Origin of the sequence: Algorimicrobium algoritergicola, from assembly GCF_008086165.1 — a bacterium.
Lineage (GTDB): Bacteria > Bacteroidota > Bacteroidia > Flavobacteriales > Flavobacteriaceae > Algorimicrobium > Algorimicrobium algoritergicola.
Genome location: NZ_VSKL01000001.1, coordinates 1,177,994 through 1,204,065, shown reverse-complemented (window position 1 = coordinate 1,204,065; position 26,072 = coordinate 1,177,994). Strand labels below are relative to the sequence as shown.

Here is a 26,072-nt window from a genome sequence, read left to right as displayed (position 1 = left end):
ATTTCTATGAGACGGGCTATAAAATAAGCTTGAAAAACAGACGTGAAATACCCAAAAAAGAAAGCTGTCTGAAAAGTTAATTTTCATTCTAAATATCAGAATAATAACTTTTCGGACAGCTTAATTAAGCTATACTATAATAATTAATTACAAGTTGTAAATAACTCGCAATGTTACAAAACGTGGTTGAATAAAATAATCGTTGGTGCTTACAGATAATGAGCCTGCATTTGTTTGGCTTTGCGATTTTGTATTTAGCAAGTTAGTTGCTTTCATTTCAAATTCCCATTTGGCATCGGCATCTTTACGGTACGCTAATGATGCATCCCAGAAATCGAAACTATTTATTTTACCTGCTTCATCACTTAACAAATTATACTCATAACTGGATTTTAAGGTAAACGCTTTCCAAATTAAGGCATCAAACTCTAATTTTGGCGCATTGGTATAAAACTTGGTTCGTCTAGTACCTTGGTCGTTATCTTGAATTCCGTAGGTATAACTAACTTCAAAATTTGGTGCTTCACGGTAATTTGAACGTAAAGACGCTGTGTATGATTGGTTATAATTTTCGTTAACCGAACGTGTAAGTTCACCTGGATTATCTCTAGTGGAAATAAACTGATTAAACTTAGCATAACTAAAATTAGCTTGGGCAGTTGCGCGTAATTTTCCAAAAGCACGTTGAAAACGACCGTTAGCTGAAAAGCTTTCGTCAGCAAAATTAGAGTTAAAAGGTGTACCAACATTAATTACACTACCAGATTGAAACTGGGAAGCGGTTCTAATTCTATCAATATTTTTTGTGTAATTCACACGAGCAAATACATTGGTATAATTAAACATGTTAAAACTAAAATACATCAAACTTAAATTATGAGCCAATGAACTTTCTAATTCTTGATTACCTGTAAAGAATGAGTTATATCTATTCAACACCAATCCTTCAGCAAGCTGATTAACATCGGTAAACTGGGTTTGCATCCGGTAGTTAAAAGTCAAGGTTTCACTCTTTTTAAATTGAATACGCGTATTGAAATCTGGCAAAACTCTGAAGAAATTATCTTTATATTCCACACCAAATTGTTCGTTTTTGGCGCTATAAGCATGTGCCGATAAACCAGGTGTGAACGTGAAAATTCCTGCTTTTAATTGATAATGCAACCCAACATATAAATCGGTAAACGTATAGTTGATATCATTCTCGGAATCATAATTTACAGGTTGATTATTGAAGATAGATCCATCATCTAGCGTTTGAAATATATCAGAATTAAACTTCTGATTACTTAAAATAGTACCAAAGGTTACGTTTATGTTGCTCTTATTATTTATCACGTTCCAGTAATCTAACTTGGCATCCAATTGATTGGATTTTACGCGTTTGTTTTGAGATAAATCGTAAATAAATTGATTTTGATCCAAACCTAAATCTTCAGCCGTATCATCATAAGGATCGTTTGGCGTGTCGGCATTATTTGTTGGATCGTTTGCTAAAAGCGCATTATAAAATGGATCTTCATCTTTTATAAGATGTGTTGCTTCAAAAGCAAAAATATTACTTTCGTTTAAGGTATAATAGTAGTTTAAATTCTGATTAAGACTAAAAGGATTGGTGTCTTCATTTTGTGCAACACCACCAATAACGGTAGAAAACACATTTTGCTCTTGTGTTTCTTGAGACATACGTCCTAATATTTCATAATCCAATTGGTTACTTGCATTCGGTTTGTATTTAGCACTTAATTTCAACATCCCTAAATCACTACGTTGTGTGGTATTACTTTCAGTGCTTTCATCAGGAATACCGAGTTCCGGATCATTATAAATGACATTACTATTTTCCTGTAAACGAATTTTATTTCCAGTGTAGATACCAAATCCACTTAAATCTAATTTATCATTAGGCGAATAACTAAAATTTGCTGCACCAAAACGGGCATTTATTTCTTTGGCTCGATTATTTTGAAGGGATAAAAAGTCTAGACCATTATCGCTTAAATTTAAATTTGTTCCACTTGTTTGACTAGGTCTATTAAAACCGCCTGCAAAATTAAAATAATCACGACGCGTAAAGGCTAGTTCACCAATATTGTTGATATCTCCAATAACATTAACACTGTATTTTGGGCTGTAATAAAACAATTTTGGTTGCGCTAAATACAAGCCATTATCATCTGCCACTCCAGCTCCTGCGGTAACAGTTCCGAACCAAAAGGCATCTTTTCCTTCTTTCAGTTTAATATTGATAGCAATATTATCTTGATTGTTTTGAACACCACTTAATTGGCCAACTTCGGCATAATTTTTAAGAACTTGAACTTTATCTACTGCATTGGCAGGAATGTTTTTAGTGGCTAATTTAGAATCGCCGTCAAAAAAGTCTTTACCTTCCACCATCACTTTAGAGACCACTTTACCTTCAACCTCTATTTGGCCATCAGCATTTATTTCAACGCCTGGTAAATTTTTAAGTACATCTTCCAGTTTTCGTTCGGTTCCTTTGTTAAACGAATCAGCATTATAAATAAGCGTATCGCCTCTAACGGTTACGGGCATTTCGTAAACCAATTCAATTTCGTCTAGAGCATTATCATTTTCTAATGTGAAATCTCTTGAAATATCAGCTTCTTTGGTTGTAATGGACACATCAGATGTTTTCATTCCAATGTAACTCACTTGAACTTTGTAATCTGTATTCTTTTCTAAAGACAGTTTATAACGACCTTGATCGTTAGTAATTCCGTAGGAATCTAACTTATTAGTTTGTTGATTTATAGCAATGACATTGGCTAATTCCAATGGATTACCGATACTATCTTTTACAATACCTTCAATTTTTACTTGGGAAAACGTGGCAGATGCTACAAGAAGTAAAATTGCCGTTATTACATGTTTCATTTATTTGGTGATTGGTTTGTTCGTTTTATTTTTGAATGACTAGCGACCACGACGACCGCTATACATATCGCGCATTTCTGCCATTTTTTTCTTAACTATTTCCTGATATTCACTTTTAGTCACTTCTTTACCTTTACTTGGTGCTTCAATTTTAGTTTTCTCCTCTGGGTTCATCACAATTTTAGAACATAAAATGGTGGTATTATCGGCACTAACTTCCAATATCAATCCTGGTAATCCCGAATATTCTCCAGGACCATGACTTACAGGAATTTGAGGTGTGTACCATGCTTCAATTTGCGTCATTTCTATTTGTTTCATTTGTGTGAAGTCTGAACTTGCAGCTGCATCTTCGGTTTCATTATTTCTTATTCGATCCCAAGAAAAATCATACCAATACAATTCGGACGAGGGAACCAGTGCCACAGCCTTCATACAATTATAAGCGCCTACTTTTTTGGTATCACTTGTTAATGTCCACTCTATAGTTTGCAATTTATCTTTCACTAAAAATTGCTTTCCATAAAACTCCTGACTCTGTAATAACATATTTGTTTTTACATTTTTGTATTGCTCACCAGGTGCAAAGTTTTTTCCCCAAGAATCGGTAGCTCCAGAAATAGCATCCAATTTTTCATCTTCATCATAAATTGACGCTTCTTTACTAAAAGTTAAGATATATACCTTTTCAAGTCTATTTTTTAATCGCTCTTGAATTTGTTTCTTTTGGGCTTCGCTCATGGTTGCTCCCCAAGTTCCTAACTCCATTTTAGATTTGGTGGAATAGTAAGCTTTACCTTGAAACTCTTGAGCTGTCGCATTAAATGAAATAAGGCCTATTAAAACAAGCGTAGCGAAATATGATATAAATGTTTTCATGATTATATTTTAATTTGTTTAACTTTTATTGATTAAAATTAAACAAATTAATTGATTTAAAGTTATCAAAACCCATTAACTTATAAGCTCAATAGAAATTTAACGTCCACGACCGCCTCCACGACCGCCTCTGCCACCATACATTTCGCGCATTTCTTCCATTTTTTGTTTCATAATGGTATTGTATTCTTCGCGCGTTACTTCTTTTCCTTTTGAGGGTTTTTTAATCGCTTCTTTTTCTGAAGGATTTAAAACAATTTTAGAACATAACATGGTAGTTCTATCCGCATTAATTTCTAAAATAAGCCCCGGTAATCCGCCATATTCACCAGGTCCATTATTAACAGGAATTTGAGGCGTATACCAAGCGGTAACCGTAATTTCTTTTGGTACTTCTATATCTGCCATGAAATCTTTGCTAGTGGAATCAGTAGTTGTAGAATCCGTTTCGGTTTTAACAGAATCCTGACTTTTTTCTTTGTCTTCTTTTTTATCATCATCTCTAGATCTTCTTCTCATACTAGTCCAATCAAATTCATCAACCTTTTTTACAGCTGTTGCTTTAAAGCACATATATTGCCCTATTTGTCGGGTTTCGCCACTTAATTCCCAATCCAAATCTTTTAATTCATCTACAATTAAAAACTGCTTGCCAAAAAACTCTTGTTCTTGGATCATTTGTTTGTCCTTGATGTTCTTGTATTGGGCACCTCCTGTAAAACTACTCATCATTCCAAAACCTCTTCCGCTTCCTGGTGCTTCTAACTTTTCTTCTTCTTTATAGGTAGATTCGGTTTGGGAAAATGTCAAAACATAGGTTTTTTCAAGCATGGTTTTCATACGTTCCATGATTTGCTTCTTTTGCTGTTCGCTCATTTGGCGTCCACCCCAATTGTCTAAATCCATGGTGGTTTTAGTTTGGTAATAGGCCTGGCCTTGAAAGTCCTGTTGTGCATAATTGTAAGTAGACGTGGACAATGTTAAACACAAAATTGCAAGTAATTTGTAGAATTGATTCATGTGAAAATTTTATATGTTTTTTAAAAATAATCTTAATTGACACTAATTAGACTTAAATAAAGCTAAAACGTAAAACCTCAAACTGTTAAAGTTTTCTTAAAAAGAAAATAGCCGTGAATACCAAACTAAAAATTATAGATTGGTTTGAATTTTGTACTTTTCAAGCTTCATGAAACAACTCACCTTTTTAATTGGCTTATTGTCTCTATCTGTGTTTGCGCAAGATAGTATCTCGACTTTTAGCAAGTCGAAATTCCCAATTGACGTTGAAACCATAATTGGCGTTGATAATTTTGGCACTAAATATTACGAAACCAATAACGTTTTCTATAAAAAGACAGCTGAAAAAACGATCAATTACAGCAATGTTCAATTAGGAAGATTAACGTCCGTTGATGTTTTTAATCCGCTAAAACTAATTGCCTTTTACAAAGATTTCAATACCGTAATTATTTTAGATAATCGTCTAGCAGAAATTTTACGTATAGATTTTAATACGGTTCAGCCTTATAAAAACGCCAGTTTTGTGTCTTTAGGAAATGATAATACTATATGGATTTTCAATCAAGATAATCAGCAATTGGAGGTGTATGATTACAAAGCAAAATCCGTCAGAGCCACCACAATACCCGTAGTTTCTAACGCATTATCTTTTACTAGTAATTATAACTACGCATGGTTATTAACCGAGAATTACATTTACAAATACAGTTATTTTGGAAGTTTAATATTTAAAATCAAGAACACAGGTTATACCAAACTTACGGAACGGAATGATGATATTATTCTTCAGAAGGGAAATAATCTCTTTTTTTTAAATGATAAAACACAGGAAATTATACCAATTGCTTTACCAAATTTGTTAATAAATCAGTTTTTAGTAACGGGTGAAACGGTGTATATTTACGATTCGAAAATTCTTCATGAATTCCAACTAAAAAATTAAAACGTATGCATGTTGCAGTAGCCGGAAATATTGGTGCAGGAAAAACTACACTCACCAAATTATTAGCCAAACATTATAAATGGGAACCGCAACTTGAGGACGTGGTAGACAATCCATATTTAGATGATTTTTATAACCAAATGGAACGTTGGAGTTTCAATTTGCAAGTGTATTTCTTAAATAGCCGGTTTCGTCAAGTAAATCAGATAAGAGAAAGTGGCAAAGATATTATTCAAGACCGTACCATTTATGAAGATGCGCATATTTTTGCTCCCAACTTACATGCCATGGGGTTGATGACAAATAGAGATTTTGAAAATTACCGTTCGCTATTTGATTTAATGGAATCCTTTGTTCAAGGTCCTGATTTATTAATTTACTTACGTAGTTCTATCCCTAATTTAGTGAGTCAAATTCACAAACGTGGCCGCGATTATGAAAACACGATAAGCATTGATTATTTAAGTCGCTTAAACGAACGTTACGAAGCTTGGATTCAAGGTTATGATAAAGGTAACTTGCTAATAATAGATGTGGACAATATGGATTTTGTGGCGAACCCAGAAGATTTAGGGACTATTATCAATAAAATTGAAGCACAAATTCACGGCCTTTTTTAAGTTTTATTTTATAAAGCCACGTTCTCTTGCATGAATGATAGCTTGATTGCTGCTTTCAACTAATAAGGTAGGTGTTGTTTTATAGTTTTCAAACAAGGCTTTGATACGCAACATTTTCTTTTTATGATTAACGATTCGTAGGTAAATAGCCAAAATACGATTTGGATAGTTTTCTGATACTTCCATATAAATATCAGCATCATACTCACCACAATCGCCAATAAGAATGAAATTCAAATTCGGATAAGCCTCTAGAATATGAATAATTTCATTCTGTTTCTGTGGTTTTTCATCTTGACTTTTCTTGTGAAAAACGCCATTAACACTGCGCAATAAAATTGGTCCTTTTGGAAAATCATTCGTTTTTAGGAAATACTTTAAATAGCGATATAAATTCCAAGGACTGTGACTGACATAAAATAAAGGGTTTGCGTTTTTTCCTGATTTGCCACGATGCAGTTTATGGTAAAATTTGGCCGCACCTTCAAAAGGAATCCGACTAAAAGCGCCTTTAAAAGCGGTGTTAAATATAACGCGCCATTTAAAAAGTGAAACCACACCTGTATGCAAAATAGTATCATCTATATCACTGATGACTCCGAATTCTGATTCTTCACATGGAATTAGAATTTCAGCTGGAAATAAATTATTATTGGTTATGTTTCGCTTCAACGTAACATCACTAAATGATGCTACTATTGGCAACCAACCTTCATCATTGGCAAATGGGCTTAAACCTTCTAATTGTTTTTCGCATTTAAAGTATCCTTTTGAATCTGTTGTCACCTTTAATACGTGGTCATTTGGCAGCCGCAAATTTATTTCTACATGCTTAATTTCATCACTTTCAAAACGCTTATAGGTATTTACTAAAAGTTTAAACCAACCTTTATCTTCTAAATTTATAGATTCGTCTTCAAGCGCTCTACCACGCAGATAAAAATGCGTGTCACTTCCATAACTGTGAAACGTAATAATTTGAAACGGATCTTTTTTAAACATGATTAAAAATATAAAAGTTTTGACTTATAAAAAAACCACGCTGGTTAGCGTGGTTTTTAGTACTATAATATTACACTATTTATTTAACCTGAATTGGTCTATCGTCTGTTACATCCATTTTGAATTGTGTAGACTCTTCTTTTAGCTTGGAAATTTTAGCATCTACTTCTGCTTTTGTTCCAGAAATTACTAATTCTTCTATAACACTATCATTACCATTTACATTGGTAACGCTAACGACAGCTTTTGCAAAATCGTCTGTTTTAATCACAAAATCAACATATACTTTTTTAGCCGTAAGTCCTTCTACAACTTCCGTAGTTTCAGTAATAGCCAAACCAGTTTCAGCAGAATGACCACCTAAAATTGGTGCAATTACCAATCCAATTAAACAGGTTAGTTTAATTAAAATATTCATAGATGGACCAGATGTATCTTTAAATGGATCTCCAACCGTATCTCCAGTTACTGCAGCTTTATGCGCTTCAGAACCTTTGTAGGTCATTTCTCCATTAATCATGACGCCAGCTTCAAAGGATTTTTTAGCGTTATCCCAAGCACCACCAGCATTGTTTTGGAAAATAGCCCAAAGCACACCAGAAACAGTAACACCAGCCATATAACCACCTAACATTTCAGCAATGGCCATATTATCCATACCAAAAAGCATAGGAACAAATGCAATTACTAAAGGAAAACCAATTGTTAATAAACCTGGTAACATCATTTCTCTTAAAGACGCTTCAGTAGAAATTGCCACACATTTATCGTATTCTGGTTTCCCAGTACCTTCCATAATTCCTGGAATTTCTCTAAACTGACGACGTACTTCTTCTACCATTTCCATAGCCGCTTTTCCTACTGCATTCATGGCTAAAGCAGAAAATACCACAGGCACCATTCCACCCACAAATAACATGGCTAAAACTGGCGCTTTAAAAATATTAATTCCATCAATACCTGTAAACGTTACATAAGCAGCAAATAAGGCTAAAGATGTTAATGCTGCAGAAGCAATAGCAAAACCTTTTCCAGTAGCAGCAGTTGTATTTCCAACAGCATCCAAGATATCAGTACGTTCTCTTACTATAGGTTCCTGTTCGCTCATTTCAGCAATACCACCTGCGTTATCAGCAATAGGACCAAATGCATCAATAGCTAATTGCATAGCAGTTGTTGCCATCATAGCTGAAGCTGCTAAAGCCACACCATAAAAACCAGCAAACGCATAAGACGCCCAAATGGCTCCAGCAAATAATAATACTGAAGGGAAAGTAGAAATCATACCAGTCGCTAAACCAGCAATAATATTGGTTCCTGCACCTGTACTTGATTGTTGTACAATATTTAAAATAGGTTTTTTACCTAATCCTGTATAATATTCAGTTATCGAAGAAATGACTGCACCCACAAATAAACCAACTAACGTTGCATAGAATACACGCATGGAAGAGATTTCTTGTAAGCCTTCACCAAAGAAATTCATTTGCATCGTTTCTGGCAACATCCAAGTTACTAAACCAAAACATGCCGCAGCAACTAAAACAATAGACACCCAGTTTCCAAGGTTTAAAGCGCCCATAACTTGAGGTTCTTTAGCGTCGTTACTTTTAATTTTCACTAACATGGTTCCAATCACGGATATAATAATACCAACACCAGCAATAGCCATAGGTAATAAAATGGGACCAATACCTCCAAAGGCATCGTTAATAATTCCACCCATATCCTTAATTACATAGTTACCAAGAACCATAGCTGCTAATACAGTAGCTACATACGAACCAAATAAATCGGCTCCCATTCCGGCAACATCTCCTACGTTATCACCAACGTTATCTGCAATAGTTGCAGGATTTCTTGGATCGTCTTCTGGAATACCAGCTTCAACTTTTCCAACTAAATCGGCTCCAACATCTGCAGCTTTGGTATAAATACCACCACCAACACGAGCAAATAAAGCAATAGATTCAGCTCCTAAAGAGAAACCAGCTAATGTTTCTAAAACAATTGTCATTTTTTCAACTGAAAAAGTTCCAGCTGCTCCACCCATAAAGTAGTTATAGAAAATGATAAAAAATATGGTTAAACCTAGAACTGCTAATCCAGCAACTCCTAATCCCATAACAGTTCCACCACCAAAAGACACTTTAAGTGCATTTGGCAAACTTGTTCTAGCCGCTTGTGTCGTTCTTACATTGGTTTTCGTTGCTATTTTCATACCTATATTTCCTGCAAAGGCAGAAAAAACAGCTCCAAAAATAAAAGCAACTACAATTAACCAGTGTGTTGTTGGAACAATAAATGATACAGCTGCAAGTGCAATACTTACTATAACTACAAATATGGCAAGTAATCTATACTCGGCATTTAAAAAAGCCAAAGCTCCTTCATAAATATGATCTGAAATTTCTTTCATCTTTCCGTCTCCAGCATCTTGTTTCATAACCCAAGATTTCTTTACGACCATATAAATTAATCCTAAAAGTGCCATGGCTATTGGCATATAAATCATCATTGATTCCATATATTAATAATTTTTTTAATTTGTTAATTAGCTCGCTAAAGTAGTGAAATACATTAAAACTAAAAAACCCTCCTATTTAATTATAGAAGGGCTTTATATTACTGTGTTTCTTACAACTATATGGTGAAATTACCATTTGCTTTATGTTCGCTATTCTCGTAACGATCTATACATTTGTTTAAAATATCGTAGGCTTCCTCTGCATTACCCCAGCCACCAACATCAACTTTTTTCTTTTCTAAATCTTTATAAACTTGAAAAAAGTGTTCAATTTCTTTAATTTGGTGTGAATTCATATCTGATAAATCATTCAAAATATTCCAAATCGGATCAGAAACAGGCACACAGATAACTTTCTCATCTGGTCCTTTTTCGTCAGCCATATGGAAAACACCAATTGGCTTCACTTCTACCACACACATAGGAAATGTTGGCTCACCACCTAACACTAAAACATCTAATGGGTCACCATCTAATGCTAATGTTTCTGGAATAAATCCGTAATCGGCTGGATACATCATGGATGAAAAAAGCATACGGTCAAAACGTATTTTTTTTAAATCGAAATCATATTCATATTTGTTTCTACTTCCTTTCGGTATTTCGATCAATACATCGAAAGTTAATTTTCCGTTTTTTGTCATTATATGTTATTTTAACCTTTTAAAGGCTTGTTTTTATTTCTTCACGCCATTAAAGTACTTTCAATTTTAAAAGCCTTACTTTTTATGGGCTGCAAAGATACGCAAGTCTTTGGGTTTGGGCAACTAAAATTAATTTAGATCCTATAATTTGAATTTGCTGATACGTATATGTCGAATAACACGTTCCCAAAAAAGAAATCCAATTCCCCATTTGATAATTTCAAGAATAAGTAATCGGATTAAATCTTGTATTTTATAAATAGGAAAATTACTCTTAAAAGAAGGGGTCTATCTTTTTTAATTAATTTAAAAAAAAGTTGTCTGAATTTTAGAAATTAAATCCAAAACTTCCTGTCACACCAAAGTTACGTGCATCCGGAACGTCATGATAATTTCCACGGAAGTTAAAGTCTATTCTAAACACTTTAAAAATATTACCAATACCAAGGCTATATTCGTAATAAATTTCGTCTGTTGGCGCTACTAATGGAATATTGGAGGGTGCACTCATAGCTATATTAGCATCCGACAACTCTCCCCAAACTCCACGAACTCCCACAATTTCACGCCAATTTAGTTTTCTTAAAAAAGGAATTCTAGAGAATAAACGGCCATTAAAATTATGTTCCAAATGCAAAGAGGCATAGGTGTCTGTTACAAACTCATAATAATTCAACTGTGAAAACGACTTATAAATAGAGAAATACGACTGGTTACCAGGAACCACACTTAATAAACCTAATGGAACCGTTCCAAAGGTCTTACCGACTTCAATGGTAGAATACAGGCGACCTAAACCGCCTAATTGCCATGGTTGAATATATGAAAGTTGTAACTTGGTGTAATTAAAATCACTGTTAAAAAATATTTTATCACCCACCGTATATTGTGCAAATATAGATGCATAGGTATCATTTCCATTACGACGTTCTACACCGTAACCTACCATTTTTCTGCCTGGGAAATAGGATACAGCTATGGTACTTTCAAATTGTTTTATTTCTGATGAAATACCAGTAGCGGATTCCGGATCTACATAATCTAAACTAAAAGTTGGCGAAGCTGAAGACAGCGTTCTATAATCGCCTCCCACGCGAAACAACACGTTTTTAATCGGCTCTAGTTCAACAGCTAAAGCGGTTAGATTAATATTAGTCAATTTATCATTGGTAGCTGTACTAAAAACAGCATTGGAGGCTAAACTTCGCCCTAAAACATCGGTTGACGTGGTTAAACTGGCACCAATTTGTTCAATGTCACGCCTATGGCCTGCGGATACAATTAATCGGTTTCGCTTGTTTAATAAATACTTGGCCGAAAAACCATATTTCACTTTATCATCTTTAAAGCCATAAGCTAAAAACCCTTGTAAACGCCATAAATCATTAGGTCCAAAATACGTTCTTGCGCCTGCTCGTAGCCGAACACCTTCCACATCATTATAACCAACGGTTGAAAAAATAGGACCATAATCCAGATTTAATTCATCAAACTCAATATAACCAGAAGCCAAAATACTTCCTGCATTATACAACCGCTTAAACTTTTTAACGGTTTTTAAAGTATCTAACATTTGATAAACACCCTTTTCATCATTATTTAAAGCTTCCATTCGGTTTTCATCCCAAAAATCATCTTCTCGATTGTAGGCATCTAAATTATAATCGAATACTTCTTCTTTGTAAAATTTTTCGTCTTTGGTCTTATTAAACTCGTAATTATCATATAGCGTGGTTCGTTTACCATAAACACCGCGAGACTCCTCTTTTTTACTAAAGGTGAAATCGGACATAAAATAATCGCGTTTTATAAGAAACACAGAATCATTTAATACATCAAATTCTTGCTCAATATAAATTTCTTTTACCCAGTTTATATTGGCACTTTTTGAAGCTTGCATATTAATTTCCTTGATAGCAAATGTGGAATCATTCACCCAGAAATCGCCTTTAAAGGTCAATTCATTTTTGCGTCGTGGATAGTAAATAATGTTATAACACCATTTATTGTCGCGATATGCACTATCAGATAATACATAATTATAGGTATTGACACCTGTTCTTGATATTGGACTCACGAAACTTTTATCGAAAAATTTCAGATAGTTATCGTACACATCATATTCCGAATATAAATCCTTGATAAAAGCAATGATGCTTTGGTTATTACTAAAGCCCGAGTTTTTGTTTCCTTTTAATTCTATTTTTTCTTTGTTTAATAAATTATCGCCGTAAACTTTAGCGACCTCTTCATTTAAAAAAATAGGTAAATATGTTTTTCCTGTAACTTTAGATGTATCTACTTGTTCAAAAATAAACTCCATGCCTTTGAATAAGTTGCTTTTTACTAAAGCACTATCAATGGTATTTAAATCGAATTCTACTTTTTCATATCTATCGTATTCATACTGCTTAAACTGACTCAAGCCATTTTGACGTTTGCGCTCCCAAATTTTTTGCAGAATCGCAATGGCTGGATTTTCTTCTGCTTTCTTAGATTGTTTTCCTGTTACAATAAACACTTCATTAAGTGCTGCGGCCTCTTCTTCAATAGTGAAACGTAAATCGTAATTCACTTTCTTATCCAATGGTAACTCTATGGTTTTATAACCTACGAAGGACACAATTAGCGTTGGCCACGTTTTATTAGATTCCATATAGAAACGACCATTTTCATCAGTTATGGTGCCTTCAAAAGAATCCTTAAAAATTATGTTCGCGTAAGCAACGGGTTCATTGTTTTCATCAAACACATAGCCACTAACTTTTGTTTGGGCGTAACCAACAAAAGTAGCAAGGGCAAATATAAAAAGTAGTAGATTAAATCTCATAGTTATAAAAAAACTTCATCAACAATCTAGCCAATGAAGTTTTATAAACGTAAAAAATACGTATTTATTTATACATCACTTTTTTAACGGCCTTAATCACATCTTTATAATCAGGCAACCATTCCTCTAAAAGAACTGGTGAATAAGGTGCAGGTGTATCTGCTGTATTTATTTTTACAACTGGCGCATCTAAATAATCAAACGCTTCCGATTGTACTAAATACGTAATATCTGTTGCTACATTTCCAAAAGGCCAAGCTTCTTCCAAAACGACTAAACGATTTGTTTTTTTAACCGATTTTAAAATAGCTTCACGATCCATTGGTCGTACAGTTCTTAAATCGATAATTTCACATGAAATACCATCTTTAGCTAATTCATCTGCAGCCTTATATGCTTCTTTGATAATTTTACCGAAAGATACGATAGTCACATCAGTTCCTTCGCGTTTAATTTTTGCAACGCCTAACGGAATGGTGTATTCGCCCTCTGGCACTTCACCTTTATCGCCATACATTTGCTCACTCTCCATAAAAATCACAGGATCGTTATCACGAATGGCTGCTTTTAATAAACCTTTTGCATCATAAGGATTAGAAGGTATTACCACCTTTAAACCAGGTGTGTTGGCAAACCAACTCTCAAAAGCTTGTGAATGCGTTGCTCCTAACTGACCAGCAGAAGCTGTTGGGCCACGAAAAACAATTGGACATGGAAATTGGCCACCAGACATTTGTCTGATTTTTGCTGCATTATTTATAATTTGGTCAATACCAACTAATGAGAAATTAAACGTCATATATTCTACAATCGGTCTATTTCCTGTCATGGTAGATCCAATAGCTATTCCAGCAAAACCTAGCTCGGCAATTGGTGTATCAATAACACGTTTTGGGCCGAATTCGTCAAGCATACCTTTAGATGCTTTGTATGCACCATTATATTCGGCAACTTCTTCACCCATTAAATAAACACTTTCGTCACGACGCATTTCTTCGCTCATGGCTTCACAAATCGCTTCTCTAAATTGTATTGTCTTCATTTACTTATCATAATTACGAAAGACAAAAATAACAATAATTAAAAAACTTTACTCAATAGTTCGATTTAAAAATTTACTATGCGTGCATAGCAAATATTCAAAATAAAATAATTAACTTCGTAACCTGAAAATAATATACTTTTTAATATAAATATATAGATATGAAAATATTAGTATGTATTAGTCATGTACCTGATACGACTTCGAAAATTAATTTTACCGATGGCGACACAAAGTTTGACACCAATGGTGTGCAATTTGTTATTAACCCAAATGACGAATTTGGTTTAACACGTGCTATGTGGTTTAAAGAGAAGCAAGGCGCTGCAGTAACTGTCGTTAATGTTGGCGGACCAGAAACTGAACCAACTTTGCGTAAAGCATTAGCTATTGGCGCAGACAATGCAATCCGCGTTAATACGGAAGCTAAAGATGGCTTTCAAGTTGCCAAACAATTAGCAAACGTGGTTAAAGAAGGTGGTTACGATTTAGTAATTGCTGGACGTGAATCTATTGATTATAATGGCGGCATGGTTCCAGGAATGATAGCTGGTTTAATTGGTGCAAACTTTGTAACCAATTGCATCAGTCTAGAAGTTGACGGTACCAAAGCAATAGCTATGCGTGAAATTGACGGCGGAAAAGAAACTGTTTCTACCAGTTTACCATTAGTAATTGGTGGACAAAAAGGATTAGTTGAAGAAAGCGATTTACGTATTCCAAACATGCGTGGGATTATGATGGCTAGAAAAAAACCTTTAGAAGTTAAGGAACCAGTAGATGCTGGAACTGAAACCGCTTCAGTGAAATTCGAAAAGCCAGCACCAAAAGGTGCCGTTACATTAATTGATGCCGATAATGTAGGAGAATTAGTAAACTTACTTCATAACGAAGCTAAAGTAATATAATAACCCAATTTCAAATAACAAATTCCAGCTATTCGATTTTTGGAATTTACTTTTTGAAATTTAAATTTTGATGAAATTATGTCAGTTTTAGTATATACAGAATCCGAACAAGGAAAATTTAAAAAAACCGCTTTAGAGGTTGCATCTTATGCAAAAGCTGTAGCGGAACAAATGGGTACAACCGTAACGGCAATTACCTTTAACGCTGATGACACAAGCGTACTTGGAAATCATGGTGTTGATAAAGTATTAAAAGTTACCAGTAATGAATTGGAAAAATTTAACGCGAACGGTTATGCAAGCGTTATTTCTCAAGCAGCTAAAAAAGAAGGATCCAAAGTCGTTATTGTTAGCTCTAGTGCAGACAGTAAGTATTTAGCACCTTTATTAGCTATTAATTTAGATGCTGGTTTTGCATCCAATGTGGTTGAAGCGCCATCAAATGTTTCACCATTTACTGTAAAACGCACCGCATTTACTAACAAAGCGTTTAATATGACTACCATAGATACCGATGTAAAATTGGTAGGTGTTTCTAAAAATGCATATGGCGTTAAAGAAAATTCAGCTAGTGCAACTGCTGAAGATTTTTCGCCTAACATCCCAGAATTAGGAGTTCATGTAGATTCTGTTGATAAAGTAACAGGTCAAGTAACCATTGCAGATGCCGAAATAGTAGTTTCAGCTGGTCGTGGCTTAAAAGGTCCTGAAAACTGGGGAATGATTGAAGAATTAGCCGGTGTTTTAGGTGCAGCAACTGCCTGCTCTAAACCGGTAAGTGATTTAGGTTGGAGACCACATGGTGAACACGTAGGCCAAACTGGAAAACCAGTTGCTGCTAATTTATATATTGCTATTGGAATTTCAGGAGCTATTCAGCATTTAGCAGGTATAAACGCATCAAAAGTAAAAGTTGTTATTAATACAGATCCAGAAGCGCCTTTCTTTAAAGCTGCTGATTATGGAATTGTAGGTGATGCTTTTGAAGTTGTTCCTAAATTGATTGAAAAATTAAAGGAGTTTAAAGCACAACAGTAAATATATTTTTTTAAATTGTATTTATAAAAGGGCTGTTTAAGTTGGTATAAATTACTAAAACTGTTTCGTTCAGTTTGGTAAAGTCCTAATTTAAACAGTTCTTTGTTTTTTAAATTACTATGAGTTTAGTACGACTAAAGATAAAAGGAATTTCATACAGCCAAACACAAAATGGCGCCTACGCATTAATATTAAATGAGGTAGATGGTGATAGAAAGTTGCCAATTGTAATTGGCGCTTTTGAAGCACAATCCATTGCTATAGCTTTGGAAAAAGAAATTAGACCTCCTAGACCACTTACCCACGATTTATTTAAAAATTTCGCTGACCGTTTTGACATTATTGTCAAACAAGTTATTATTCACAAGCTAGTGGATGGCGTTTTCTATTCCAGCATTATTTGTGAACGTGACAACGCTGAAGAAATTATTGATGCCAGAACCAGTGATGCTATTGCCTTAGCGCTACGATTTCAAGCACCAATTTTCACCTACAAGAACATTTTAGATAAAGCTGGAATTTACTTAAAAATCAATCCGGAAGATGAAGACGAATCTGAATCTGACAGTATTTTAGTAGATGATCTGATTGCTGAAGAGCTAGAAACAGGAAGTGTTCAGGAGAATTACAAAGCACAATCTCTCGAGGAACTTCATAACATGCTTGATGAAGCTGTTGCCAACGAAGATTACGAAAAGGCAGCAAACATTCGCGATGAGATTTCTAAACGCTAACCTTATGATTAAAAATATACTACTAGCTATTGCAGCTATTTTTTTTGGGATTACAACTTCTTTCGGACAAGATTTAGAAAAAAAATGGTCGTCTCAATCCACATCAAACGCTTATAAAAGTATAGAGTTTAAAAAAGGAGAGTTCACCTTTTCTAACGATTCAATTCAAGACTTAAAAGGTGATTATTTGTATCAAAACAATTTATTGGTATTCTATTACAATGACTCGCTAAACTCCACTAAACGTTTTAAAATAGCAGAACTAACAGATTCTACATTAGTATTTAAAGATAAACAAGCCACATATAATTATAAATCTTCCACATCTGTTTTAGCTGAAAATTCTATACCTCCTACCGTATCAAGTTCAGGGAACGGTGCCATTATTCCAAGTCAAGGTTTCTCTATTAATAGTCTTTGGCGTGGTATTTTAGGTATGGTTACATTAATTTTTGTAGCCTTTTTATTTAGTAGTAACCGAAGAGCCATCAACTGGAAAACTGTTGGTTTAGGATTAGCCTTACAACTCATCATTGCTATAGGTGTTTTAAAAGTTGGTTTTATAAAAGGCATCTTTGAATTTATAGGTAAAGGGTTTATCGAAATTTTAAGTTATACACAAGCTGGAAGCGAGTTTCTATTTGGAGGCATGCTCGATGTTACTTCATTCGGGTTTATTTTCGCATTTCAAGTATTGCCAACAATTATTTTCTTTTCGGCGTTAACATCCGTTTTATTCTATTTAGGTATTATCCAAAAGGTAGTCAAACTAATGGGTTTACTTTTAAGTAAGGTATTAGGGATTTCAGGAGCTGAAAGTTTAAGTGTTGCAGGAAATATCTTTTTAGGTCAAACTGAAGCACCACTTTTAATAAAAGCGTATTTAGAAAAAATGAACAAGTCTGAAATTCTCCTAGTAATGATTGGGGGAATGGCTACCGTTGCAGGAGCTGTTTTAGCAGCGTACATAGGCTTTCTAGGTGGAGAAGACGAGGCACTACAACTCTTTTACGCTAAACACTTATTAGCTGCGTCTGTTATGGCGGCACCAGGAGCTATTGTAATTTCCAAGATATTATTTCCACAAACAGAAAAAATTAATACGGATGTTCACGTGTCCCAAGAAAAAATAGGATCTAACATTCTGGAGGCTATTGCAAACGGTACCACTGAAGGTTTACGTTTAGCCGTAAATGTTGGCGCTATGCTACTCGTTTTTGTAGCGTTTATAGCTATGGTTAACGGCATTTTAGGCGGTATTGCTGGCTTTGATGGTATTACTATTCAAGCCTTAAATATAAATTGGCATTTCACCTCTTTAAATGAAGTCATTGCAGCAAACACTCCGTATCAGGCATTATCATTAGAATTTATTTTAGGTTATATTTTTGCGCCATTAATGTGGTTAATTGGAATAGCAACAGAAGATATGGCTTTAATGGGACAACTTCTAGGGATTAAGCTAGCAGCAAGTGAGTTTATTGGATACATACAATTAGCAGAATTAAAAAATGTAGCGAATGCCACACATTTAACTTATGAGAAATCTGTAATTATGGCAACGTATATGCTATGTGGATTTGCAAACTTTGCTTCTATCGGTATTCAAATTGGCGGTATTGGATCTCTTGCGCCAGGCCAACGCAAACAACTATCTAAATTTGGTATGAAAGCGTTAATTGGCGGAACCATTGCATCATTAATTTCTGCGACTATTGCAGGAATGATAATTGGGTAAACCATATTCCTGCGGAAGTAGGAATCTCAAAGTAAAAGTACCTTTGCAATTTAACTTTAGCTAGTTAATAACTTTTAATATCATTTTAAAGGTTATCACTATTTGATTTAACCCTTTTCTTTATTTTAGCTTATCAATTCTGGGTTCTAATTCCCTAGTAAACTGAAATTTTTGTTTAATTAAAAAAGAGATTCCCATTTTCGGGGGACATATTATGAAACAATATCACGACCTAGTTAAGCACGTATTAGAAAACGGAAACGAAAAAGGTGACCGTACAGGAACTGGAACAAAAAGTGTATTTGGATATCAAATGCGTTTTGATTTAAGCGAAGGTTTCCCAATGGTTACCACCAAAAAACTACATTTAAAATCTATAGTTTACGAACTTTTATGGTTTTTAAAAGGTGATACTAACATCAAATATTTAACAGACAATGGTGTTAGAATATGGAACGAATGGGCAGATGAAAATGGTGATTTAGGTCCTGTTTATGGTCACCAATGGCGAAATTGGAATAATGATGATATTGATCAAATTAAAGATATTGTTGAAACTTTAAAGACCAATCCAAATAGCCGACGTATGATGGTTTCGGCTTGGAACCCATCGGTAATGCCAGACACGTCAAAATCTTTTGATGAGAATGTGGCCAACGGAAAAGCAGCACTCCCGCCATGTCATGCCTTTTTTCAATTTTATGTTGCAGATGGTAAGTTGTCTTGTCAATTATACCAACGTAGTGCTGATATATTTTTAGGTGTTCCTTTCAATATTGGTTCGTATGCGCTTTTCACTATGATGATGGCACAAATTTGTGGCTATGAAGCAGGCGAATTCATTCACACTTTTGGTGATGCACATATTTACAGCAATCATTATGAGCAATTAGAATTACAATTGTCTCGTGATATTAGACCACTCCCAAAAATGCTTATAAATCCAGATGTAACAGATATTTTCGATTTCAAATTTGAAGACTTTACGTTAGTAGATTATAATCCGCATCCACATATTAAAGGGAAAGTTGCCATTTAAACCCCCTAAATGAAAAATCTACTTTTTATATTTTCCCTGCTTTTTAGCTTAACCAGCTATTCTCAAGCACCAACTATTCAAGACAGTACGCAAGTTGATGAAGATGTTTCATTTGCATTAGTTGAGCGCGTACCAATTTACAAAGGCTGTGATAAATCATTGGACAATTATGAGCTAAAAACGTGTTTTAGCAAAAAAATACAGGAACATGTTGCTAAAAAATTTAATTCTTCAGTTACCAAAAATATTGATGCACCTCCTGGAACTGAAGTAAAAATTAATGTGTTTTTTAAAATAGACACAACAGGAGATATTGTTGATATTAAAGCACGAGCAGGCTATCCGGAGTTGGAAGCAGAAGCTATTCGTGTTGTTCAACTAATTCCTAAATTAGAACCTGGTTACATAGATGGTAAAGCTGTTCGCGTACCATATTTTCTCCCTATAAAACTCAAAATTGCCAATGGAAATAGAACGTCTGCAAATATGCAGTATCCGACTTTCAGAGGTTGTGATGATTCGGTGAATTTTGAAGATTTAAAAAATTGCACCATCAAAAAAATAATGGATTATATTAAAGTTAGCATTAATTATGAGTTGGCAGATAAATTATTCCCGTTGGATAAGAGTACGCAATTTGAAGTTAGCTTTGTTATAAACGAGAAAGGTAAAGCCGAAGATATTTCTGCTAAAGCACATAAAAGAGAAATGGCAGCCGAAGCTATCAGAGTTTTGAAACGCATGCCAAAAATGAAAGCCCCTGGTTATGTAAATGGTAAACCTGCAAAATATCCAGTTAAATTTTTAATGACCATTTATTTCTAATCTATTTCCAATGATTAATTCAGCAAAAAATAGCTAAATTTGTTTAAATTCAGTCAATCATGTTCGGAAAGAAAAAAGATACTACTACAGAAATAGACAAGGAACAATTGGAGCTTTTAAAAACTGCCCAAAACCGCATTAAACAAAAAAAGCGGTTGTATGCGCATTTTGTGATTTTTCTAATTGGATCTGTTTTCCTTATTGTTGCCAATACAGGCATAGGCATTGGTGAAACATTTACACCTTTTGGTATTCCTTGGTTTGTTTTTGCTATTGGTATTTGGTTAGCACTTTTTGTTTATCATTTATTTAACGTATTCATTACTTCCAAGTTGCTAAGCAAAAAATGGGAAGAAAAACAACTAAACCTACTTATTAATAAGCAAAAGCAACGCATTTCCGAATTAACCACACAGGTTGAAAAAGACTTACCATTACCAGAAAAAAAAAATCTGATAGCAACTTCTAAAAACTCAAATATCACCATAATAGTTGCCGCTGGAGAGAATAATGCTATAGGAAAAGACAACCAACTGATTTGGCATTTAAGTGACGACCTTAAGCGGTTCAAAAACCTAACAAATGGTCACCATATTATTATGGGTCGTAAAACGTTTGAAAGTTTTCCGAAACCCTTACCTAACCGTACACATGTTGTTATAACACGTCAAAAAAACTATCAAGTGCCTACTGGCGTTATTGTCGTTAATAATTTAGAAGATGCTTTAGACGCTTCAAAATCAGACAAACAACCATTTGTAATTGGAGGCGGCGAAATATATAAGCAAGCTTTGCCTTTTGCTGATAAATTAGAAATAACACGTGTTCATTCCAATTTTGAAGCAGATACATTTTTCCCAGAAATAGATCCATCTATCTGGAAAGAAGTTACCAAAACTACGCATCCAAAAGATGACAAGCATGCTCATGATTTCTCGTTTATAACCTATACACGTCAATAAAAAACTGTTGTGAAGCTTAAAAAGAAACGCAAACTCATAACGTATCTCAATATACTGGATCAACCCATTCAATTTAATCCTTTTGTATTTAGCAGAAAATTTATTCTTTGGGCTATATTGGGTTTATTAGGCGGATTGATTGCCAGTGTATATTGGATAATTTTAGAGTTTTTCACACATCAATTAGCGTTTTTTGATGGTTGGTTGGTTATTCCAACGATGGCTATTTGTGGGCTTTTAGCAGGTTTTGTTATTCACTTTATTGGGGATCCAGGGGAAATACATTTAATTGTAAACAACATTCGTTTTAATAAAGGAAAACTCGACCCGAAGAATAACCCATCCATGATTCTTTCTTCCTTATTATGTATTGCGTCAGGAGGTAGTTTGGGTCCGGAAGCACCTTTAGTTCAAGTAACAGGATCAACTGGTACGTGGCTTGGAAAAGTTTTTCGATTAAAAGGTGAAGACCTACGTTCCATGAGCATTGCAGGTATGGCTTCAGGGTTTACAGCTTTATTTGGTGCGCCTTTAGGTGGTAGCTTATTTTCGCTTGAAATTTTACATCATGAGCATGCGGTAGAATATTACAAAGCTATTATTCCAGCCTTTGTAGCTAGCAGTTTTAGTTATATGATATTTGCTTTAATTATTCATCTAGGTATTGGTCCTACTTGGGATTTACCGGCTTATGAAATGTTAAGTAAGTTTGATTTTGCTTATGCCATTTTATTTGCAATTATAGCAACAGGGTTTGGTTGGCTTTTTATTATATGTACCAAATTCTTCAAAAATATCTTTGCAAAATTAAACGTGCCAATTTACATCAATACCCTTATTGGAGGTATTATATTGGGATGTATTGTTTACTATCTACCTATCACGCGCTATTTTGGGCATCATGAAATTAACACCCTTATTTTAAGCGACTTTCCTCTAAAAATGCTCGTCCTCATTCTATGTTTTAAAATAATTGCCATTGCAATAACCGTTACATCAGGTTGGCGAGGTGGCTTTATAATTCCCTTGTTTTTTACAGGCGCTACTTTGGGTTTAATAATTCACCAATTTTTACCATCCATTAGTTTATCATTAACTATTGTAAGTTGTATGGCAGCCATAAATGCTTGCGTAACTAGAACACCCATGAGTACGACTATTTTACTATCAACCTTAACCGGTTTTACGTATTTTATTCCGATTCTATTTGCTAGTTTAACGGGTTATTTTTTAGCACCACGCATTCCGTTTATTGGATCTCAAATGAGCGAGAAAAAAGACGCGTAATATTCCCATTTTTTCTCTAATTTCGCAGTATGGTTAAAGACATTCAATTGCGCGTTAGTTTAGCAGAAGAGGAACGTGCTGATATTTTACTAATAAAAGCGTCTCAATTTCTTGATATAAGTCGCGAAAAAATTTCTGGCATTAAAGTACTTCGGAAGTCTATTGATGCGCGAAAACCAAAGATAATTTTCAATTATAAAGTCGCCGTTTATATTAACGAACCTGTTCCAGAAACATCAGAATACACCTTTGATTATAAAGATGTTTCCAAAGCAAAACCTGTTCACATTATTGGTTTCGGACCTGCAGGAATGTACGCTGCTTTACGCTGTATTGAACTCGGTTTTAAACCTATTGTTTTGGAACGTGGAAGAAATGTAAAAGATCGTCGTCGGGATTTAAAAGCCATCAATCAAGATCATTTTGTAAACGAAGATTCCAACTATTGCTTTGGGGAAGGTGGCGCTGGAACCTATAGTGATGGGAAATTATACACCCGAAGTTTAAAACGTGGTGATGTGCGACGTATTTTTGAGAACCTCGTATATCACGGTGCAACCGATCAAATTTTAGTCGATGCCCATCCACATATTGGCACCAATAAGTTGCCAAAAGTGGTTCAAAATGTTCGTGAAACCATTTTAAACCACGGTGGTGAAATTCATTTTGAAACACGTGTTACCGATTTTACTATAAAAAACAACACCATCCAAGCCATTCAATTACAAAATGGCAACGAGATGGAAGCCAATCGCGTTATTTTAGCAACTGGTCATTCCGCTAGAGATATTTATTATTTATTACATAGAAAAGAAATTGCACTCGAAGCAAAATCTTTTGCCATGGGTGTTCGAGCCGAACATCCACAAGAAATTATTGACAGTATTCAATATCATTGTAGCGGTAAACGCAGCGATTTATTACCAGCAGCTTCCTATAGTTTAGTGCAACAAGTTAACGATCGTGGTGTGTATTCGTTTTGTATGTGTCCAGGTGGTTTTATTGTTCCAGCTGCTACAGCTAATGGCGAAGTGGTTGTTAACGGCATGTCACCTTCCAAACGAAATAATTTGTTTGCTAATTCGGGTATTGTTGTTGAAATTGATGTCCATAAAGATTTACATAAATATGAGCATTTTGGCGTGCTGAAAGGTTTAGAATATCAGAAGGATTTAGAGCGTTTAGCCTTTACGGCTGGCGGCAGAACTCAAACAGCTCCTGCCCAACGTTTAACAGACTTTGTTGAGGGTAAATTATCACCTACATTAAACCCAACATCCTATCAACCTGGTTTAAATTCGGCACCTTTACATTCCTTATTACCGAAATTAATTGGGAGTCGTTTACGTCAAGGCTTTAAAGCTTTTGGCGAAAAAATGCATGGTTATTATACAGAAGAAGCAAATATAGTTGGTGTGGAATCGCGTACCTCCTCACCTATTAGTATTCCTAGAAATGAAAAATTAGAGCACACACAAATTAAAGGCCTGTACCCTTGCGGTGAAGGTGGTGGTTATGCTGGAGGTATTGTTTCAGCCGCCATGGATGGTGAGCGTTGTGCGGAAGCGGCTTGCTCTTAAAGCTAGTGTATTGTTTGTGGTGGAGTTGTTTTAATAGGTCTATTTTATCATTTGACGGCAACTGTAAACTAATTTAAAATTTCCTATTTTTGCAGCAATCAAAATTTGACACACATGAATGCATATATATTTCCAGGACAAGGCGCCCAATTTTCAGGAATGGGATTGGACCTTTACGAAAAATCGCCTTTAGCACAAGAATTATTTGAAATTGCGAATGACATATTAGGTTTTAATATAACAGATACCATGTTTGAAGGGTCTGCTGAAGATTTAAAACAAACCAAGGTTACGCAACCAGCTATTTTTTTACATTCGGTTATTTTAGCTAAAGTTTTAGGTGACAGTTTCAAACCTGATATGGTAGCTGGACATTCATTAGGTGAATTTTCTGCATTAGTTGCCAATGGCACCATGTCTTTTGAAGATGGTGTAAAACTAGTTTCTGCTCGTGCATTAGCCATGCAGAAAGCCTGCGAAATCCAACCAAGTACAATGGCTGCCGTTTTAGGTTTAGAAGATGTTATTGTTGAAAAAATATGTGCCGAAACCGAAGGAATTGTAGTTGCTGCCAACTATAACTGCCCAGGACAATTAGTGATCTCTGGAGAAATTGAGGCCGTAAATAGAGCTTGCGAATCATTGAAAACAGCAGGCGCGCGTCGTGCATTAGTATTACCAGTTGGTGGTGCATTTCATTCGCCGTTAATGGAACCTGCTCGTGAGGAGTTAGCAGCCGCTATTGAAGCTACCACTTTTGGTAAACCACGATGCCCAATATATCAAAACGTAACAGCAAGTGCCGTTATGGATGAAGCGATTATTAAAGCCAATTTAATTTCACAATTAACAGCTCCGGTAAAATGGACGCAGTCTGTTCAGCAAATGATAACAGATGGCGCTACCCTATTTACGGAAGTTGGACCAGGAAATGTCCTACAAGGCTTGGTGAAGAAAATCAATAGAGATTCTCAAACGGCCTCTGCAACTTTTGAAACGGAAGCCTAATGAAACTATCACGTACTACTTGGATTATTCTATTAATAGTATTCAATATTGCTATTGATCAGATTACAAAAATTATTGTTAGAGCTGATGTTATTCCGGGTAGTCAAACACCTATCATTGGCGATTTATTCACATTACATAATGTTGAAAATTCTGGCGCATTTTTAGGAATGGGAAGCGATTTCAATCCAACTTTGCGACTCATTTTTTTATTAATTTTGCCGACCGTAGTTTTAGGTTATGTGGTTTACTATATCATTAAAACCAAAGAATTAGATAAATGGTCTTTAATTGGTTTTTGCTGTATAGTTGGTGGTGGAATTGCTAATGTATATGATAGAATTGTTTACGGTTCAGTAACCGATTTCTTTCACATAGATTTAGGCGGCGTTTTTAGAACTGGAATATTTAACGTTGCAGATATGTCTGTGATGTTTGGAATGGGACTTTTATTATTTTCTAGTTTTAAAACTAGGAAAAACGATAAAGAAACAGCCTAAAAAATTTAAAATTAAGACATAGAAAAAGCGTGTCAAAATCAT

At 34.8% G+C, this 26,072-nt stretch carries 21 protein-coding genes; 13 read left to right on the top strand and 8 right to left on the bottom strand.

The genetic code is table 11. The features are described from left to right. Positions 1–147 precede the first annotated feature (147 nt). From ES675_RS05540 to ES675_RS05530, 3 genes are all read right to left on the bottom strand, one after another. Positions 148–2,901 carry a TonB-dependent receptor gene (locus ES675_RS05540; protein WP_066248418.1) on the bottom strand — a complete coding sequence of 918 codons (2,754 nt, stop codon included), beginning with the start codon at positions 2,899–2,901 and terminating at the stop codon, positions 148–150. 39 nt (positions 2,902–2,940) lie between these two features. After that, complete coding sequence (locus ES675_RS05535) at positions 2,941–3,780, bottom strand: GLPGLI family protein (protein ID WP_066248415.1); 840 nt, start codon at positions 3,778–3,780, stop codon at positions 2,941–2,943. Positions 3,781–3,879: 99 nt separating this feature from the next. Further along, positions 3,880–4,800 (bottom strand): GLPGLI family protein, encoded by a 921-nt coding sequence (locus tag ES675_RS05530; RefSeq protein WP_066248409.1) that lies wholly within the window; start codon positions 4,798–4,800, stop codon positions 3,880–3,882. 169 nt (positions 4,801–4,969) lie between these two features. Between ES675_RS05530 and ES675_RS05525 the strand changes: the two genes are divergently transcribed. Next, positions 4,970–5,746 (top strand): hypothetical protein, encoded by a 777-nt coding sequence (locus ES675_RS05525; RefSeq protein WP_066248406.1) that lies wholly within the window; start codon positions 4,970–4,972, stop codon positions 5,744–5,746. A gap of 5 nt (positions 5,747–5,751) precedes the next feature. Then, complete coding sequence (locus ES675_RS05520; protein WP_066248404.1) at positions 5,752–6,366, top strand: deoxynucleoside kinase; 615 nt, start codon at positions 5,752–5,754, stop codon at positions 6,364–6,366. Between the two features lie 3 nt (positions 6,367–6,369). Here ES675_RS05520 and ES675_RS05515 read toward each other — a convergent pair whose 3' ends face one another. The 5 genes from ES675_RS05515 to ES675_RS05495 all read right to left on the bottom strand — a co-directional run bounded on the left by ES675_RS05515 (position 6,370) and on the right by ES675_RS05495 (position 14,411). Beyond that, a complete protein-coding gene (locus tag ES675_RS05515) occupies positions 6,370–7,368 on the bottom strand; it encodes an App1 family protein (RefSeq protein ID WP_066248402.1) in 999 nt (332 codons plus the stop codon). A 79-nt stretch (positions 7,369–7,447) separates the two neighbouring features. Then, entirely contained in the window at positions 7,448–9,895 is a 2,448-nt protein-coding gene (locus ES675_RS05510) for a sodium-translocating pyrophosphatase (protein ID WP_066248398.1), read from the bottom strand. Between the two features lie 116 nt (positions 9,896–10,011). After that, positions 10,012–10,539 (bottom strand): inorganic diphosphatase, encoded by a 528-nt coding sequence (locus ES675_RS05505; protein ID WP_066248395.1) that lies wholly within the window; start codon positions 10,537–10,539, stop codon positions 10,012–10,014. Positions 10,540–10,867: 328 nt separating this feature from the next. Then, entirely contained in the window at positions 10,868–13,369 is a 2,502-nt protein-coding gene (locus ES675_RS05500; protein ID WP_066248392.1) for a DUF5686 and carboxypeptidase-like regulatory domain-containing protein, read from the bottom strand. A gap of 64 nt (positions 13,370–13,433) precedes the next feature. Further along, on the bottom strand, positions 13,434–14,411 hold the full coding sequence (locus tag ES675_RS05495; RefSeq protein ID WP_066248389.1) for a pyruvate dehydrogenase complex E1 component subunit beta: 978 nt from the start codon (positions 14,409–14,411) through the stop codon (positions 13,434–13,436). A gap of 161 nt (positions 14,412–14,572) precedes the next feature. Here ES675_RS05495 and ES675_RS05490 point away from each other — a divergent pair, with 161 nt between their 5' ends. The 11 genes from ES675_RS05490 (at position 14,573) to lspA (ending at position 26,030) form a co-directional block, all read left to right on the top strand. Next, positions 14,573–15,319, top strand: coding sequence for an electron transfer flavoprotein subunit beta/FixA family protein (locus tag ES675_RS05490; RefSeq protein ID WP_066248386.1), 747 nt, complete (start codon positions 14,573–14,575; stop codon positions 15,317–15,319). Positions 15,320–15,397: 78 nt separating this feature from the next. Further along, on the top strand, positions 15,398–16,357 hold the full coding sequence (locus ES675_RS05485; protein ID WP_066248380.1) for an electron transfer flavoprotein subunit alpha/FixB family protein: 960 nt from the start codon (positions 15,398–15,400) through the stop codon (positions 16,355–16,357). A gap of 119 nt (positions 16,358–16,476) precedes the next feature. Beyond that, complete coding sequence (locus ES675_RS05480) at positions 16,477–17,091, top strand: bifunctional nuclease family protein (protein ID WP_066248376.1); 615 nt, start codon at positions 16,477–16,479, stop codon at positions 17,089–17,091. 4 nt (positions 17,092–17,095) lie between these two features. Then, positions 17,096–18,829 (top strand): NupC/NupG family nucleoside CNT transporter, encoded by a 1,734-nt coding sequence (locus ES675_RS05475; protein ID WP_066248372.1) that lies wholly within the window; start codon positions 17,096–17,098, stop codon positions 18,827–18,829. Between the two features lie 214 nt (positions 18,830–19,043). Then, positions 19,044–19,868, top strand: a complete 825-nt coding sequence (locus ES675_RS05470; RefSeq protein WP_066248367.1) for a thymidylate synthase — start codon at positions 19,044–19,046, stop codon at positions 19,866–19,868. 9 nt (positions 19,869–19,877) lie between these two features. Then, a complete protein-coding gene (locus ES675_RS05465; RefSeq protein WP_066248364.1) occupies positions 19,878–20,693 on the top strand; it encodes an energy transducer TonB in 816 nt (271 codons plus the stop codon). Between the two features lie 59 nt (positions 20,694–20,752). Beyond that, a complete protein-coding gene (locus ES675_RS05460) occupies positions 20,753–21,655 on the top strand; it encodes a dihydrofolate reductase (protein WP_066248359.1) in 903 nt (300 codons plus the stop codon). Positions 21,656–21,664: 9 nt separating this feature from the next. Beyond that, positions 21,665–22,942 carry a chloride channel protein gene (locus ES675_RS05455; protein WP_066248357.1) on the top strand — a complete coding sequence of 426 codons (1,278 nt, stop codon included), beginning with the start codon at positions 21,665–21,667 and terminating at the stop codon, positions 22,940–22,942. 29 nt (positions 22,943–22,971) lie between these two features. Beyond that, a complete protein-coding gene (locus ES675_RS05450) occupies positions 22,972–24,522 on the top strand; it encodes an NAD(P)/FAD-dependent oxidoreductase (protein WP_066248354.1) in 1,551 nt (516 codons plus the stop codon). Between the two features lie 114 nt (positions 24,523–24,636). After that, positions 24,637–25,530: an ACP S-malonyltransferase gene (gene fabD / locus ES675_RS05445; protein ID WP_066248351.1), complete on the top strand. Its 894-nt coding sequence runs from the start codon at positions 24,637–24,639 to the stop codon at positions 25,528–25,530. Then, positions 25,530–26,030, top strand: a complete 501-nt coding sequence (lspA, locus tag ES675_RS05440) for a signal peptidase II (protein WP_066248348.1) — start codon at positions 25,530–25,532, stop codon at positions 26,028–26,030. Before fabD ends, lspA begins: the two co-directional genes overlap by 1 nt. The last annotated feature ends 42 nt before the right edge of the window (positions 26,031–26,072 follow it).